The organism is Microbacterium endophyticum (genome assembly GCF_011047135.1).
Taxonomy (GTDB): Bacteria; Actinomycetota; Actinomycetes; order Actinomycetales; family Microbacteriaceae; genus Microbacterium; species Microbacterium endophyticum.
In genome coordinates this window covers 2,207,418-2,222,844 of the sequence record NZ_CP049255.1, presented here as the reverse complement: position 1 = coordinate 2,222,844, position 15,427 = coordinate 2,207,418, and the positions used below count along the sequence as shown (strand labels likewise).

General features: G+C 61.8%; 13 protein-coding genes, 1 tRNA gene and 1 pseudogene. 9 read left to right on the top strand and 6 right to left on the bottom strand.

Annotated features, from left to right (window positions below):
• Nucleotides 1-44: 44 nt before the first annotated feature.
• Entirely contained in the window at nucleotides 45-986 is a 942-nt protein-coding gene (locus G6N83_RS10380) for a hypothetical protein (RefSeq protein ID WP_165141798.1), read from the top strand.
• A 45-nt stretch (nucleotides 987-1,031) separates the two neighbouring features.
• Here the strand turns inward: G6N83_RS10380 and G6N83_RS10375 are convergent, their stop codons facing one another.
• Genes G6N83_RS10375 through G6N83_RS10365 form a run of 3 tightly spaced genes read right to left on the bottom strand, consistent with a single transcriptional unit; the run spans nucleotide 1,032 to nucleotide 3,157 of the window.
• Nucleotides 1,032-1,202: a DUF4244 domain-containing protein gene (locus G6N83_RS10375; RefSeq protein WP_165141796.1), complete on the bottom strand. Its 171-nt coding sequence runs from the start codon at nucleotides 1,200-1,202 to the stop codon at nucleotides 1,032-1,034.
• A gap of 45 nt (nucleotides 1,203-1,247) precedes the next feature.
• The gene (locus tag G6N83_RS10370; protein WP_165141794.1) at nucleotides 1,248-2,129 is read right to left on the bottom strand and encodes a type II secretion system F family protein; all 882 of its coding nucleotides are present in this window, start codon (nucleotides 2,127-2,129) and stop codon (nucleotides 1,248-1,250) included.
• Complete coding sequence (locus tag G6N83_RS10365) at nucleotides 2,129-3,157, bottom strand: TadA family conjugal transfer-associated ATPase (RefSeq protein WP_165141792.1); 1,029 nt, start codon at nucleotides 3,155-3,157, stop codon at nucleotides 2,129-2,131. The genes G6N83_RS10370 and G6N83_RS10365 overlap by 1 nt, the downstream gene beginning before the upstream one ends.
• Before the next feature lie 367 nt (nucleotides 3,158-3,524).
• Between G6N83_RS10365 and acs the strand changes: the two genes are divergently transcribed.
• Nucleotides 3,525-5,504 carry an acetate--CoA ligase gene (gene acs, locus G6N83_RS10360; RefSeq protein ID WP_165141790.1) on the top strand — a complete coding sequence of 660 codons (1,980 nt, stop codon included), beginning with the start codon at nucleotides 3,525-3,527 and terminating at the stop codon, nucleotides 5,502-5,504.
• 52 nt (nucleotides 5,505-5,556) lie between these two features.
• Here acs and G6N83_RS10355 read toward each other — a convergent pair whose 3' ends face one another.
• Complete coding sequence (locus G6N83_RS10355; protein ID WP_241246185.1) at nucleotides 5,557-6,324, bottom strand: TetR/AcrR family transcriptional regulator; 768 nt, start codon at nucleotides 6,322-6,324, stop codon at nucleotides 5,557-5,559.
• A 58-nt stretch (nucleotides 6,325-6,382) separates the two neighbouring features.
• Between G6N83_RS10355 and G6N83_RS10350 the strand changes: the two genes are divergently transcribed.
• The 3 genes and pseudogenes from G6N83_RS10350 to G6N83_RS10340 all read left to right on the top strand — a co-directional run.
• On the top strand, nucleotides 6,383-7,867 hold the full coding sequence (locus G6N83_RS10350; RefSeq protein WP_165141788.1) for an MFS transporter: 1,485 nt from the start codon (nucleotides 6,383-6,385) through the stop codon (nucleotides 7,865-7,867).
• Nucleotides 7,868-7,939: 72 nt separating this feature from the next.
• A complete protein-coding gene (locus G6N83_RS10345; protein WP_165138068.1) occupies nucleotides 7,940-8,083 on the top strand; it encodes a hypothetical protein in 144 nt (47 codons plus the stop codon).
• Nucleotides 8,041-8,357 (top strand): annotated as a pseudogene (locus G6N83_RS10340) (acetyl-coenzyme A synthetase); the annotation flags it as partial. The gene G6N83_RS10345 and the pseudogene G6N83_RS10340, both read left to right, overlap by 43 nt.
• Nucleotides 8,358-8,367: 10 nt before the next feature.
• Here G6N83_RS10340 and G6N83_RS10335 read toward each other — a convergent pair.
• Both G6N83_RS10335 and G6N83_RS10330 read right to left on the bottom strand, forming a co-directional pair.
• Nucleotides 8,368-8,835 (bottom strand): RidA family protein, encoded by a 468-nt coding sequence (locus tag G6N83_RS10335; protein WP_165141786.1) that lies wholly within the window; start codon nucleotides 8,833-8,835, stop codon nucleotides 8,368-8,370.
• A 1-nt stretch (nucleotide 8,836) separates the two neighbouring features.
• Entirely contained in the window at nucleotides 8,837-9,052 is a 216-nt protein-coding gene (locus G6N83_RS10330) for a Sp36 family protein (protein ID WP_165141784.1), read from the bottom strand.
• A gap of 97 nt (nucleotides 9,053-9,149) precedes the next feature.
• Here G6N83_RS10330 and G6N83_RS10325 point away from each other — a divergent pair, with 97 nt between their 5' ends.
• The 4 genes from G6N83_RS10325 (at nucleotide 9,150) to G6N83_RS10310 (ending at nucleotide 15,376) form a co-directional block, all read left to right on the top strand.
• The gene (locus G6N83_RS10325; protein WP_165141782.1) at nucleotides 9,150-11,759 is read left to right on the top strand and encodes a transglycosylase domain-containing protein; all 2,610 of its coding nucleotides are present in this window, start codon (nucleotides 9,150-9,152) and stop codon (nucleotides 11,757-11,759) included.
• Nucleotides 11,756-12,685: a metallophosphoesterase gene (locus tag G6N83_RS10320; protein ID WP_165141780.1), complete on the top strand. Its 930-nt coding sequence runs from the start codon at nucleotides 11,756-11,758 to the stop codon at nucleotides 12,683-12,685. The genes G6N83_RS10325 and G6N83_RS10320 overlap by 4 nt, the downstream gene beginning before the upstream one ends.
• Nucleotides 12,686-12,787: 102 nt before the next feature.
• A complete protein-coding gene (locus G6N83_RS10315) occupies nucleotides 12,788-15,286 on the top strand; it encodes a hypothetical protein (RefSeq protein WP_165141778.1) in 2,499 nt (832 codons plus the stop codon).
• Between the two features lie 16 nt (nucleotides 15,287-15,302).
• A tRNA-Pro gene (locus G6N83_RS10310) sits at nucleotides 15,303-15,376 on the top strand.
• Nucleotides 15,377-15,427: the final 51 nt, after the last annotated feature.

Here is a 15,427-nt window from a genome sequence, read left to right as displayed (position 1 = left end):
GGCTCGAAGGTTGGCGGATGCCTGCGGATCATGAGTTACCCGACGTGAGAACTTCGCTCACGACTTACGTGGGTTTTGTGGAGTCGCGCGACATGCCGTCAAGTAGTTCGCGACAAAAGGGGAAGGTCCCGTATGCGTTGATCACGACGAGATTCATCGACCTTTGCTGGAAACTCACGGAGGTCTTCCCGACTTTCATTAGCAGCGTCATTCCGTCGCGCGACGTCGAGATAGGGTCGAAGTCGCGCACGATTTTGTTCACTCATCTGGGTCTGACCGATGATCGCCGTGAAGACGTTGCAGAGCTAATTGATCGCGCCCGCGATGTCATTCTCTCAGAGCGAGTCACGAGTGCGGCGATCCGGTGGGCTGTCGCGCACGAGATGGCTCACATCCACGGTTCAGCGCCCGACCGGACAGGCGCCTATTTACGCGCTGAAGAAAGTTACCCGAACATAGTCCGCGAACAGTGGGAGCCGAAGCGAAACGGCCTCTCTCGCTTCGCTGACAGCGTCCAATCCTACAAGAATGAAATTGCGTGCGATCTTCTCGCGAACCAATATGTCCTGGACTCGCCTTTCGCAACGCATGACATTATCACACAGGCGATCGGTTCACTCGTCGCACTCGAAGCGCTCATCTGGCACGGGTGGGATCTGGACAAAGCGAAGACCTCGGACACACACCCGTCGCCGTCACTGAGACTTGAGCTCGTGGCGAAGGACTGGGCACGAATCTTCGCCGACCCTGAAACATGGGCCAGATGTGAGGTACCGGGGGAGTATGCCAAGGCTGATTTCGCATACATGCTCGCATTCGACCGCTGGGCACGAGGCGTCTATGGCGAGCACCGCGATGGCTCTGTCTGGGGCTTTGAGATCGAGGCCTGCCTGAGCGAGCTGCATCGCGTCGTGCCACAGGGCGGAGTGGATTACGTCTACGTGCAGCGCCCCGAAGGCTCACTTCGTGTCCGGAGAACCCAGTGATGTGAAGATTTCAGACTCTTGATTGGCTGTTCCCCAAATATGCTTTTAAACGTTCACGGCGGCCATTGTGGCAATGGCGTACTCAGCCGTGGCAGCTCCCTCGTCGTCGCTCATGATTCCTTGCCGCGCTGTGCGCGCGCGATACAGGCGCTCGGCGCGACGACGCGAAAGCTTTGGCACCGCAGTTTCGTTGGTTCGGCACAAGCTGGCGAACATGACATTCTCCTTCGATTGGTGAGGCGGGCACTCTTTGTCAGCAGCTCAGATCGACATCGGTGTCGAGGCGAGAACGCTGAGGAACATGGGGGCGACGCCGAGCAAGAGGAAAGCCGGCAGAGTGCAGACTCCGAGCGGTACGAGCAGGTGCGAACTCAGCTTCGCCGCGCGCACTCGACCCTCGGTTCGTGCGTGGTGGCGCGCCAGCGCTGCTGTTGCACGCAGGAGCTCGACCGCAGGAACTCCCGCGGATCGCGAAAGCGCAAGTGTGTCCGCGGTTGATTGTGATGTCTGCACTTGAGTCGCCCCGCTGACCACCGAACGGGCGCGTTCGAGAGAGACGCCGCCCGAAAGAGCAATCGCCATGAGTTCGGCATCGAGTCCGGGAACACCCGGAGGAGGTGCGGCAGCGCGCACAAGCTTTCGCGTCCAACGCCGGGCGCAGATCATGAGCATCACGCCCGCGATGACGCACACGGCACCGACGGGCTGCGACACAAAAACGCCGACGACATCGAAACCGAGGGCCAGCGCAAGGCCCACGGCTACGAGCGGGAGCCACGACATGAGCCGCGCGGTTCCCGCCGGCTCGGCCAGCGCGACCCTCGCCTCATCGGCACACTCTTCTGCGTCGCGTAGTGCACCGGCTACAGCGCGAAGACTGTCGGCAAGCGGTGCGCCCACTATTTCTGCCACCTTCCAGGCAGCACCCACCGGTTGCCAGTCGGGCCCGATTTCTCGAAGTGTGGCGGCGATGTCGCTTCCCGCCTGCACACGCTGAGCAACGGCATCCCCTGACGAAGCGAGGTATTGCCAGGCGCGCTGGGGATGTATGCCGGCCTGCAGCAGCACCGCAAGCCGAAGCACGGCTTCCGCAGCCGCGGAACGATCATCGCCCGCGTCGGCGGCTCGCCGCAGAAGTTTCATCACCGCTCCTCGCTGATGACGAGTCGACCATCTTCGACGGCCGGCGCGCCGAAACCTGCGATCCGGCGGAGGCCCTCCCGAGTGCGCTCCAAATGGATGACGGTGTCGAGTCCGCTTGCAGCTTGGCGCGCGAGCGCACGGTCATCCAACCCGGCAAGTGAGCCGAGCGCCTCGAGCCTGGCCGGTACATCTCGCAAACTGTTCGCGTGAAGTGTGCCAGCACCGCCGTCGTGACCTGTGTTCAGGGCAGAGAGCAGTTCACGCACTTCAGCGCCGCGGCACTCCCCCACGACGAGCCGATCGGGCCGCATACGCAGAGCTTCACGTACAAGCTGAGCGAGCCCTACTCCACCGGCGCCTTCCAGGTTCGATTGACGAGCCTCCAGCCGCACGTGGTGGGGGTGAGATATCGCAAGTTCCGCGACATCTTCGATTGTCACGATGCGGTCGGATGCCACAGCACGCTGCAGCATCGCAGCGAGAAGAGTCGTCTTTCCGCTACCGGCTGAGCCCGTTATGAGCACGTTCTGGCGTCGAGCAACGATCTCTTCGAGTTGTGCGCGTTGCACCGCGTCGAACGCACCCCGGCGTTGAAGCTCGTCGAGATCTGGCGCGTCAAATCGCGGAACGCGAATCGAAATCGTTGCACCGGCCGGCGCGACGGGCGCTAAGACGGCGTGCACCCGCATACCGGACTCGAGCCGCACATCAGCGCACGGAGTTGCGTCATCGAGGTGGCGCCCACCGAGACCGATGAGCGCCACCGCGAGTTCCCTGACGTCGTCGGCGCTCGCACGCCACTGCGGCACTCTCTCAGCACCATTTCCTCGGTCGACGAAAAGCCCATCTGCGCCGTTGACGAAGACATCGGTTGTGTCCGGGTCACACAGCCACTGGGCTAAGGGACGAAGCGCCGGAAGCTCCGCCAGCTGCGATCGGTCGGCCTTCGGCCGCGCCTGCACGTCTCTGCGATGCGTCGAGATCGCGGGTTCAGACATGCGAGGTTGAACGACAAATGGCTGAGGCATCCCTCAACGCTACGAACCCCGCGCACTCCCCTGACGGTCAAGTACGTCCCTCGTGGATACCGCAGCTCGCCAAACCAAATGGGGAGGAAGAAAAGAGATGGGCGGCATCCCATGGGGGAATGGAATGCCGCCCGCGCGACGCATGCATCAGGGGGGTGGTCAAGCGCCGCGAAGCCAGAATCAAAGTTCGGCCGAGACAACTGTACGCAGTGATGAATGACGACCCAACCGATTTCAGCCAATGGCGCACTGATATATCGGCTCAGGTCGAAAAGTCGTTGAAACCCGGCGTCATCCGAGGTGGAGCAGTCGCCGAAGCGCGAGATAGAGTGACGCGGAAAGTTAGTCGCAAAGGAGCGAGCGCTCGATGAGCACACAGATCGATCACCTGATGAACGAAACCCGTAAATTTGCGCCCTCCGTGGAGTTCGCAGCGGGAGCCGTGGCCACGCCAGACCTCTACGAGTCGGCGCATGCCAACAGGGAAGAGTTCTGGGCGAGCCAGGCACGAGAGTTACTGCACTGGCACACTCCGTTTGAGCACGTACTCGACTGGTCAAATCCGCCCTTCGCGACATGGTTTGCCGACGGCGAACTCAACGTGGCCTACAACTGCCTCGACCGCCACGTAGCGGCAGGAAACGGCGACCGGGTCGCTCTGCTGTGGGAGGGGGAAAATGGCGACGAACGTCGCATCACGTACGCCGAGCTGACGGCCGAGGTCAGTCGCGTCGCGCACGTTCTCGAAGACCTCGGAATCACTGTCAACGACCGCGTCGCCATTTACCTGCCGATGATTCCCGAAGCGATCGTCGCAATGCTCGCGGTCGCACGCGTCGGCGCTGTGCACTCGGTGGTTTTCGGCGGGTTTTCGGCTGACAGCCTGCGAGCGCGCATCGACGATGCTGGGGCAAAAGTCGTGATTACGGCCGACGGCGGGTATCGCAAAGGCAAGGTATCCGCACTCAAGCCGGCGGTCGACATGGCGCTCGCTGATCGCGGAAACGGCGAACAGGAAAGCGTCGAGCACGTGCTCGTCGTAAAGCGCGGCGGCAATGAGGTCGAATGGCACGAGGGTCGCGACCTGTGGTGGCACGATGTCGTCCCGGCAGCATCGGATGAGCACACGGCGAAAGCCTTCCCGGCCGAAACCCCGCTCTTCATCCTTTACACCTCGGGCACCACGGGCAAGCCGAAAGGCATCGTTCATACTTCGGGTGGATACCTCACGCAGGCGGCTTTTACTCATCTCAATGTCTTCGACCTCAAGCCCGAGACCGACGTGTACTGGTGCACAGCGGATGTCGGGTGGATCACGGGCCATTCGTATGTCGCGTACGGGCCGCTCGCGAACGGTGCGACTCAGGTGATCTATGAAGGAACACCCGACACCCCGCATCCTGGTCGGTGGTGGGAAATCGTCGAGAAGTATCGCGTGACCACTCTTTACACTGCTCCGACTGCCATCCGATCGTTCATGAAAATCGGTCGCCATGTCCCGCAAAAATTTGACCTCAGCTCACTGCGGTTGCTCGGGTCGGTGGGCGAACCAATCAACCCAGAAGCATGGATGTGGTATCGGAGCGTGATCGGCACAGACCTTGCTCCCATCGTCGACACGTGGTGGCAGACCGAGACCGGAGCGATCATGATTTCGGCTCTCCCCGGTATCACCGCGACCAAGCCCGGTTCCGCGCAGGTTGCCGTGCCGGGAGTGTCCATCGAAGTCGTGAACGAAGCCGGTGAAACCGTTGCGAACGGCGATGGCGGTCTCCTGGTCGTCACCGAACCATGGCCCAGCATGCTGCGCGGAATTTGGGGTGATCCCGACCGTTTTGTGGAGACGTATTGGGAGAAGTTCGCAGCGCAGGGGTATTACTTCGCTGGCGACGGCGCTCGCCGAGACGAAGACGGCGACATCTGGTTGCTCGGCCGAGTCGATGATGTGATGAACGTGTCGGGCCACCGGCTCTCGACCGCCGAGATCGAGTCCGCTCTTGTCGCGCACGAAGCCACCGCAGAGGCAGCAGTTGTGGGAGCACACGATGAGGCCACCGGGCAGGCGGTCGTCGCTTTTGTGATCATCAAGCAGAGCTACCTCGAGGCGCACTCGCTGGACGGCTTGGCCGGCGCACTACGCGCGTGGGTCGGCGAGCAGATCGGGCCGATCGCACGACCACGCGATGTGTATATCGTCGCGGAACTGCCGAAGACCCGCTCCGGAAAGATCATGCGCCGTTTGCTCCGTGACGTTGCGGAGGGTCACGAGGTCGGCGACACGACGACTCTCGCCGACACGATGGTCATGGCCACTATCAAAGGTCAGGTGACAAAGGCCAAACCATGAGAGAGGTTGCGCCAACCGAACACCGGCCGCTAGGGCCATGGCTCCTGCGCACTCAGGCGCGGGCTTGCATCCGAATCCCGGCGAGCAGGAGGTCCAGACCAGCGCAAAACTGAGCACGGTCGCTGTGGTGCGCGAACTCTTCGACGATGTGGTGGATAAACGGGAACTCGCCCGGGTCGAGGCTCCTCCACGCTTCCGTCGCGCGGTCGAGATACTTCTCACGACTCACCTCACCTGAGACGACCTCCTCGGGGAGTTCGTGCCCCATGTCTGCAGCGACCCCGATGACGAAGCCGACGACGGCAGAGGTCGCATTGAATCGCTGCGTCGGAGTCAGCTCCAGCAGCATCGTCTGCTCGCCGATCTTCTCGTAGAGCCGGAGCGAATGCGGTTGCGTTCCCGTGTCCCGAAGCGCGTAGGCACCGAGCCACGGCCTGTCCACGATGGCGTCGAACAAGGCGACGGCGATCGTGCGCAGATCATCGACCGGATCCCCGCCCCCCACGTCCTGAACCGATGCGAAGACTCTCGCCAAGATCGAGTCCGCCGCCATGTCGAGAAGTTCGTCTCGACCCGAGACGTACCAGTAGATGCTCGCGGGGCCGCCACCGAGTCGCGCGGCGAGGGCACGGATCGTCAAGCCAGCCACCCCGGACTCATCGAGCAGGGCCACCGCCTCAGCGAGCACGGAATCCAGTGAGTGCGACGCGCGCGACCGCGCTCGCCCAACCGCCGTACCGGTATCGGCGACAGGTTCATCGTGAGTGGGCATGCCCCCATCACACCACAGCGAGCGGGCGCCTTGCGGATTATCGAACACTGTTCTATTGTATCGAACGTCGTTCGATTATCGAACAACGTTCGAGAAAGGTTTCGCCATGAGTACATCGACTACTCCCGCACCGACCCGCATATACCCGTCACTGAAAGCTGCGTGGCTGCCGCTCGGGGCGCTCTGCCTTGCATTCTTCGTCGAAATGGTCGACAACACCCTTATGTCCATCGCCCTCCCGACGATTGGGCGAGATCTCGGCGGAGACACGACCTCTCTGCAATGGGTCAGCGGCGCGTACGCCCTGACGTTCGGTGGACTGCTTCTGACCGCGGGTTCCGTCGCCGACAGGTTCGGGCGACGACGGGTGCTTCAGATTGGACTCGCACTGTTCGGCACCCTCAGCCTCGCCGTGCTCCTGGTGAGCAGCACCGGCGAACTCATCGCTCTCCGCGCGGCCCTCGGCATTGCGGCAGCAGCCATGGCTCCCATCACGAACTCCCTCGTCTTTCGACTTTTCGACGACGACAAGCTCCGGATGCGCGCAATGACGATGATGATCGTGGTCGGAATGTCGGGCTTCGTCATCGGGCCCCTCCTCGGCGGCACGGTGCTCACCCATCTCTCGTGGCACTGGCTTCTGCTGGTGAACGCGCCGATCGCGCTGGTCGCGGTGGTCGGCGTCCGCCTCGGGGTACCCCGCGACACCGCAGAGGGGCTCACCCGGGATCGGCTGGATGTCGCCGGTGCGGCACTGAGCATCCTCACGATCGGCTTGGCCTGCTACACGTTCACGAGCGCCGTGGAGAACGGATGGAGTTCTCCCCTCACCATAGGGTCGATCCTCGGCGCGGCGCTCGGCCTCGCCCTGTTCATCTGGCGCGAGCGCACCGCGGCCACGCCCATGCTCGATCTGTCTTTATTCAGTCATGGGACGGTGCGCGGCTCGACGATCGCTCAAGTCGGCACATCCATCGCGATGACGGGCGTAATGTTCGCGCTGATCCTGCACTTCCAGTACGCCTGGGGGTGGAGCCCCATGGACGCAGGATTCGCGAACCTTCCAATCATCGTCACGATGTTCGCGGCCACACCGATCTCGGAGGGACTCGCGAGCCGGTTCGGTCACCGCATCGCTGCCTTCGTCGGAACAATCTTCCTTGTGGTCGGCCTGCTCGCGATGGCGTGGAGCGTGGAGCAGAGCTACGTCGCCATCGCCGCCGCGATGGTCGTCATAACGATCGGACTGCGTACCGTCATGACGATCTGCGCGGTCGCTCTCGTGGGCGCCATGCCCAAGAACCGCACCTCCATGGGGACCGCACTGAACGACACCGCCCAGGAGGTCGGCACGAGCGTGGGCACGGCCGCCGTCGGCACGCTCATCGCGGCACTCGTGACGACAGTACTGCCGGACGGTGCCTGGAGTCCGGAGCTCATAACCGCATATTTCGCAGGCGAGAGGGTGATTTTCATCGCCTTGGCGGTGGTTGTCGGGCTGCTCTCCGGGTGGGGCGCATTGACGCTGACGAGCTCGCGGTCGTTGGATGAGCACGCGACACCTACAGAAGAGGTCACGGAGGCATCGTGACCCACGAGCACAGCGGCAACGCCCGCTCGCACCTCATCACGTGCCGTCGTCGTCAGATCCTTCACCGGATCGATGACCATTTGCATCTATCCGGGCGTGTCGATGGCATACTTCCCCTCGGCCGTAGCCACACCGTTTGTCGTGGAAAACTCGGAAGCAACGAGCGCAGACGAGACGGTGATGTCTGGGTTTTGGGTCGTGTGGATGACGTCATGATTATCTCCGACCGCCGCCTCTCGGCCATGGAGATCGAGGCGGCATCGGTCTCATACAAACCCACCACCGAGCCTGCCATTGTCGGCGCCTATGACGACACCTCCGGCCAGGCGGCGGTCGCTTTTAGATCATCAAGCAAAGCTGCCGAAGACCCGCTCCGGAAAGATCATGCGCCGTTTGTTGCGGGATGTGGCAGAGGGTCGTGATGTCGGAGAGACCACGACCCTCTGCGGACACTGCAGTGATGAGCGTGATCAGCGCGCAGGTGCTCTAGTCGCGCTAGCTCATTCGAATGAGAAAATAACCTCGACCTCGACAGGAGAGTCGAGCGGAAGTACTGCGACGCCCACTGCAGAGCGTGCGTGTGAGCCGGCTTCACCGAAGATTTCTCCGAGCAATTCGCTCGCGCCGTTGATAACGCCAGGCTGACCCGTGAATTCAGGAGCGGATGCCACGAACCCCGTGACTTTCACTACACCCGTCAGACGATCCACCCCTCCGACCGCCGCAGCAGCAGCCGCGAGCGCGTTCAGCGCGCACACACGCGCATACTGGCTGGCGTCGGCGGAGTCCACATGTCCACGCCCTTCGCCGACCTTGCCGGTCGCCGGGAGAACCCCCGCCACAAACGGCAGCTGACCGGAGGTGAACACCAGATCACCGTGTGTCGTCGCTGGAATATAGGACGCGACGGGTGAGGCGACGTCAGGAAGATCGATACCTAGGTTCGTGAGGGCTGCTGAAATGCTCATCTCACTTCCCCTCGAACTGCTGAGCGGCGACAGCTGCGGCATCCAGTCCGGCGTTTGCGGTCCCACCGCCGGTCGGTCGCTTGAAATACGCGACAAGACCGCCTTCGGGGCCGGTCACAACCTGAACGAGTTCCCACCCCTGTTTACCCCAGTTATTGAGGATCGCGGCAGTGTTGTGGATCAAAAGAGGAGTGGTGAGGTATTCCCACGTGGTCATCGGAGCTCCGGATGTTCGCGGTTCGGTAAGGGCAAAGCCTGCGCTGATAAGCGCGTGATCAAGGGATTCCCCAGGTATCTGGCCTAGCATCAAGCCTATGCCCGAGAAGAAACGGACTGCCAGCGGTGTGCTCGGCGGCCTCGCTGGACTGGTTGGTCTGAGCGTCGCTGCCGGTGTACTTATCACTGCCACAATCACTCCTGCTGTTGCAGTCACCGGCGCCGCTGCGTCAAGTGCGATCTCGATGTTCGAGAACATGCCTGACTATTTGGCAATCGATGACCTGATGCTGCCCTCGACGATCTACACGAAAGATCAAGCAACGGGCGAGTACACCGAGCTCACGCAGTTCTACGAGCAGAACCGTGAACCGGTCACGTTCGACGAGATCGCGCCCGTCATGTACGACGCGCTGCTCTCGAGCGAGGACCCTCGCTTTTACGAGCACGGCGGCATTGACCTTATCGGCACATCGCGCGCGCTCTTGAGCAACCTCAGCGGCTCGAGCCAATTGCAGGGTGGATCGTCGATCAGCCAGCAGTACGTGAAGAACGTATTGATCCAGCGCTGTGAAAGCAACGCCACGTCTGACGAAGAGAAGCAACAGTGCTTCACCGAGGCGACGAACTCGAGCGGCTCCGACGGCATCGAACGCAAGTTGCAAGAGATGCGGTACTCGATCGCACTTGAACAGGAGTACTCGAAAAACGAGATTCTGCTCGGCTACCTCAACATCGTGAACCTGGGCGGAACGACCTACGGTGTCGAAGCCGCTGCCCACCATTACTTCAACGTCTCCGCCGCCGACCTCACGCTCGGCCAGGCCGCTGTCATCGCCGGCATCGTCCAGAACCCCAACACGTATCGCATCGATATGCCAGGCGGGTCATCGACCGACCGCGATGGAAACCCCATCAACAGCGCCGAAGACGGTTACTCGCTGACAAAAGACCGTCAGATCTATGTTCTCGATCGAATGCTGAGTGATGGAAAAATCACCCAAGACCAGCACGATGAGGCCGTCGCGGCTCCGATCGAGCCGAACATTACCGACCCGACCACGGGCTGTGCCGCCGCCGGGGATGCCGCCTACTTCTGCCAGTACGTCGTATCGGTAGTTCGCCAAGATACCGCACTCGGTGAGACACAAGACGAACGTGACCGAACGCTCAAGCGTGGCGGTTTGAACATCTACACGACACTCGACTGGCGCGTACAGCAGCAGGCTCAAGACTCGATGAATGCTTACGCTCCGACTTCGGTCGGCGGCATGGACTTTGGTTCTACGGCGGTGAGCATCGAAGCATCTACGGGTCGAATACTCGCGATCGCACAGAATACGAAGTTCAGCGAAGATGCCTCGTTGGCCGACGATCCGAACTACACGTCCCTCGTTTACGCCGGAAATTCCACGTATGGAAACTCCGACGGTTTCAACGCCGGCTCGACATTCAAGCTCTTCACGCTTGTCGACTGGCTTGAACAGGGGCACTCCGTTAATGAAGTGCTCGATGGCCGAAATCGAGTCTTCAAAACGATGCGGAACTCCTGCACCGGCGACTGGAATAACACCTCCAATACGCTCATCAACAACTTCAATAAGGTCGGCGGATCCGTCGGCACACCAATGAGCTTCACCGCACAGTCCTTGAACTCTGGCTACCTCGCAATGGCATCTGAGCTCGACCTTTGCGACATTGCCAACGATGCAACGAAGATGGGCGTCACGCGCGGCGATGGCACGCCGATCACGATGCAGTACGGCACCAACGTCATCGGCTCCGACAACGTGTCGCCGATCGCTATGGCTGGTGCTTATGCCACCATCGCGAACAACGGAACCTACTGTGAGCCCACCGCGATCGATAAGGTCACCAACTCAGACGGTGATGCCCTCAAGCTCGCCGAGAAGACATGCACCCAGGTACTCACACCTGAAGTCGCTGCGACGGCCGCGTACGCGCTACAGGGCGTCATGGCGAGCAGCGGCACTGGCTCGCAGGGAAACCCGTGGGATGGCACAGCCCTCATCGGAAAGACCGGAACTCACGAGTCGTTCCAGACCTGGATGATCGAATCCTCGACCAAGGTGACGACGGCCGTTTGGGTAGGAAACGCCTCCGGCGACGCCGATCTTTTCACGCAGTATGCAAACGGACGCCAACTGTCGAGCCTGCGGTATTCCATCGCGCGAGATATCCAGCATTCAGCGAACGTGGCCTACGGTGGAGACAGCTTCCCCGCACCAGATCCGAACCTCATCCGCACCGTTTATCGCGACCTGCCGAGCGTCATCGGCCAGTCAACTGAACAGGCTCAGCAGACGCTATCGGATGCTGGCTTCACCGTGACCGTCACCGACGCTGCTGACGGCGTCGAGGCTGCTGGAACGATCATCAGCCAGAGCCCGGGGGCTGGAAAAGTCGCTGGCGGCACCTCCGTCACGATCACACCCAGCAATGGAAACGGTGTCTCCGTTCCGGGCGTGAGCGGAACGCTCGCCCAGGCGCAGCAAACGCTCTCCGGAGCCGGCTTGAACCCGGTAGTAGGAACCTGCACTGAAACCGGCAGCGCCAGCGGCGAAAAGGACAAGGACAAGCCCGAGGACAAGACGAAGACTGCGACGGGAACCGATCCCGCTGGCGGTACTGTCGTCGCGCGTGGCGCAACTGTCTCGATCAACTACACCGCCGCATCCTGCCCGTGACATCGAGCAGCACAAGGGTCGCCCTCACCGCTCTCGCTGCGGTGGGGGCAACCGGCGTCGGTGCCGCTGTCTGGGGTATCGGGATTGAACGCTATTTGTTCACCGTTCGCAGGCACGATGTCTACGTTTTGCCTGCCGGGTCGCGACCACTGCGAGTCCTGCATATCTCCGATGCCCACATGGCTCCGAGGCAGCACCGCAAACAGGAGTGGATCGCTTCTCTCGCGCAGTTGAGCCCTGACCTCGTGATCAATACCGGCGATAACCTCGGGCATCCGCGTGGTCTGGAAGGTATCCGCGAAGCGCTGAGCGCATTCCGCGGGATTCCCGGCCTCTACGTACACGGCTCGAACGATCTCGTCGCGCCGTCGCCGCGTAACCCCTTGCGCTACTTCATCGGCCCCTCATCGCATACCCCGCAGGCAGAACCCCTGGACACTCGCGCTCTCGACAGGTTCCTGCAGGACGACTTGGGATGGCACGGTCTCAACAATTCGACCGCTGCACTGCGCGTCGGCGATGTGAAAATCAACGCTTTTGGCGTGGATGACGCGCATCGACAGTGGGATGATATTCCGTCACTTGCTCCCCAGGTCGGCAAGCTGAAAAAACGTACCGACCTCACGCTCGGAGTGACGCACGCGCCCTACCGCCGAGTCCTCGATGCGTTCGTCGATTTCGGAGCTGATACGATTTTCGCCGGTCACACTCACGGCGGACAAGTACGAATCCCCGGCTCGCCGAAGGCCCTCGTGGCAAATTGCGACATCCCGCTCGACCAGGCGCGCGGCCTCAGTTCCTGGGCTCACGGCGAAGCATCTTCCCCGCTGAACGTGAGCGCGGGAATTGGCCACTCAATCTACGCGCCGATCCGATTCGGATGCCGCCCCGAAGCGTCTCTGCTCACGCTTCTGCCCCGCCGATAGCCACTACGGCCTTCTCTCCACAGCCTCGGCATGCACCGGGGTTATCCACCGCGACGCGCGCGGAGAGTTCGACGAGTGCGCCGGCGATCGACGATCGTTGGCATGCGAAGAATCCTTGTGGCGATAGTGATCGTGGTGGCACTAGCAACCGGCGGCATTCTGATTTCCCTGCCTGTGCAAGCTGCTTCTCAAGGAAGTGGTTTCGGCACGTGGGCCCCGACATCGACGTACGGTTGGCACGGCTCGATGGTCGTCGGTGGCGTGCACACCTACTGCATAGTGCCGGGCCAGCCTGCACCCACCGGAAACACGGTTGATAACGGCATCAGTTCTTCTGCTGCCGGTCTCAGCTCCGCGCAGCTGACCGGTATCAACCTGCTCGTGTCGAAGTACGGCCAAACCAGCGACCCGGTGCAAGCGGCAAGCGTCGGGTGGGCCGTCAAAGCAATTGCGAATTGGCACGAAACACTTCATGCCTTCGGATATCAAGGCGACAGCCTGCAGGGTGCAATTCACTGGACGTTCTCGTCGCTTGCCTCTGAACACGACGAAGCCGTACAAAACCTTGCGGCCGCGTACTACACAGAAGCCACGAACACTGCAGCCGCCCCCGCTAGTGGGACGGGCTCACTCTCGCTAACGATCGACGAGGCGGATCCGTTACGCGGCACCGTGACGGCCCACACAGACGTACCTCACGCGTCTGGCACTCTCGCGCTGGAGAATGGAATCTTCGTGCAGAGCGGATCCGCGACGATCGAAAATGCCACACCGGAAACGACATACGAGATTCAGGCGCAGGCACCCGTGGCCGGAAGAGGTTTTCGCGTGCACGCCTCGGGTACGTTCAGCGGAGGCTTCGCGGGGGCGGTGCATCACTTCTCCACACCTGGCGGTCAAGACACAGCCGGTCCCGCCGGACGTGTGGAAGTGTCGATGTCGGCAGAAGATGCCGCTGACCGTGAGACGACTTTCTCGCCGGTGATCACGACCCAGGTTGCCGCCCGCTACGTACCCGGTGGCCGCTACACCGACGACGTCACGTTCGCCGCCGCCGAGGGCACGTGGGCGCGAGACGGCGGGGGCGACTATCTCCCGGTATCCGCAATCGGAACTGTCTACCGCACTCAGTCAGAGCCCGCGCTGGCAGACGAGATCCCGAGTGATGCAGAAGAGGTTGGTTCTCTCGCACTCACGAGCGAGTCATCGAGCGGCCCGACGGTGCCCTATCGTGTCGAATCAGAATGGGAACTTCCCGGGCCCGGTTTCTATACCGCGGTATGGAAGATCAATGCTGCGGAACAAAGCGACGAGGTCGCAGCGACGCTGCCCGAAAACTACAGCTGGACGGAACAGTTCGGTGAGGTGAGCCAGATCACGATGGTTGCCGCCATCTCGTCGAGAGCCCAGCCAGTGGCCGCTGTAGGTGGCACCATGAGCGACGACATCATCGTCGACGGAGTGGTTCCGGCGAACGGTCTTTTCGTGACAGCATCCGTCTTTCGCGCTCCGGAGGGGGTCGCTCCAGCCGATGCTTGTACGCCAGAAAATCTGGTGTGGGAAAACAGCGAACCGGTGTTGGTAAGCCAACCTGGAACAATCACGATCGAGGCGCCGAATGTTCCCGACTTCGGCACGTATTACTGGCAAGAACACGCACGAGATCATGAGGGAAGCAGCGTGCACGTCGGCGCGTGTGGGATAGAGAGCGAGACGACGACAGCACCGCTTCCCACGGTGACGACGACCGCACTTGCCGAGGCTGACTTCGGCGCGGCCATCACCGACACAGCGCACGTTACGGGGCCGGTTCCCCGCAGTGGTACGACTGACTTGACATTCGAGCTCTACCACGCAGAAGGAAACACCGAACCTGCCAACGCTTGCACCCCGGAAACGCTCGTTGAGACGACGCAACCGATCCCAGTCACGGACGAGGGTGACTACGTCTCGCCGGAAGTCCGCGCCCACCAGCAGGGCAGCTACTACTGGATCGAGTATCTCTGGTACTCCCCCTCCGATGGCGGGGAACGACGTCTTCTCGCGCAGGGCGCGTGCGGCCTCGAAAACGAAACCACCGCGGTGGCTTCTCCAGAGGTCGTGACCGCAGCGCTCGAGCGCGCAGGAGTCAACGAGTCGTTCTACGACAACGCAACGGTGACGGGGCTCGCCGCCGATACCGACGCCGAGCTCGTCTTCTTCGTTTTTCACAACGAGCCCGACACTCTGCCGGTGTGCACAGAGGACACGCTTGAGTACGAGACCACGGTTGTGCCACTCGATGGCAGCGGCGAATACCGTTCGCCAGACGTGAGCTCGCCCACCTCCGGCACCAAGCAGTGGATAGCCGAGTTGCGTTACCGCACCGCAGCGGATGCCGAAACTCTCGTGCTCGCGAAAGGCACCTGTGGCGACGAAGACGAGTCGACGATCGTGAGCGACCTTGCAGTCACGGGTGCGCGCGACGGCAATGGAATGCCGGTGCGTCAGCTGGGCGCGCTCGGAGCAGCAGTGCTCGCCCTCGGAATCGGAATGATCGCGATCTCACGCGCGCGACGGACGAGAAGAGGGCGATTCGTCGCCACGCTCGAATCACGGTAGAGTTGTGTGGTTGATACGGGGTGTGGCGCAGCTTGGTAGCGCGCGTCGTTCGGGACGACGAGGCCGCAGGTTCAAATCCTGTCACCCCGACAACAGAGAGGCTCCGCCGGAAGGCGGAGCCTCTCGCATAACGACGATAGG

What these genes read in the sequence shown, in the direction of transcription:
- acs (WP_165141790.1), top strand. Translation starts at nt 3,525, where the DNA reads ATGAGCACACAGATCGATCACCTGATGAACGAAACCCGTAAATTTGCG.
- G6N83_RS10370 (WP_165141794.1), bottom strand. Translation starts at nt 2,129, where the DNA reads ATGAAACTTCTGCGGCGAGCCGCCGACGCGGGCGATGATCGTTCCGCG.
- G6N83_RS10315 (WP_165141778.1), top strand. Translation starts at nt 12,788, where the DNA reads ATGCGAAGAATCCTTGTGGCGATAGTGATCGTGGTGGCACTAGCAACC.
- G6N83_RS10365 (WP_165141792.1), bottom strand. Translation starts at nt 3,157, where the DNA reads ATGCCTCAGCCATTTGTCGTTCAACCTCGCATGTCTGAACCCGCGATC.
- G6N83_RS10325 (WP_165141782.1), top strand. Translation starts at nt 9,150, where the DNA reads ATGCCCGAGAAGAAACGGACTGCCAGCGGTGTGCTCGGCGGCCTCGCT.
- G6N83_RS10335 (WP_165141786.1), bottom strand. Translation starts at nt 8,835, where the DNA reads ATGAGCATTTCAGCAGCCCTCACGAACCTAGGTATCGATCTTCCTGAC.
- G6N83_RS10350 (WP_165141788.1), top strand. Translation starts at nt 6,383, where the DNA reads ATGAGTACATCGACTACTCCCGCACCGACCCGCATATACCCGTCACTG.
- G6N83_RS10330 (WP_165141784.1), bottom strand. Translation starts at nt 9,052, where the DNA reads ATGACCACGTGGGAATACCTCACCACTCCTCTTTTGATCCACAACACT.
- G6N83_RS10375 (WP_165141796.1), bottom strand. Translation starts at nt 1,202, where the DNA reads ATGTTCGCCAGCTTGTGCCGAACCAACGAAACTGCGGTGCCAAAGCTT.
- G6N83_RS10345 (WP_165138068.1), top strand. Translation starts at nt 7,940, where the DNA reads ATGACCATTTGCATCTATCCGGGCGTGTCGATGGCATACTTCCCCTCG.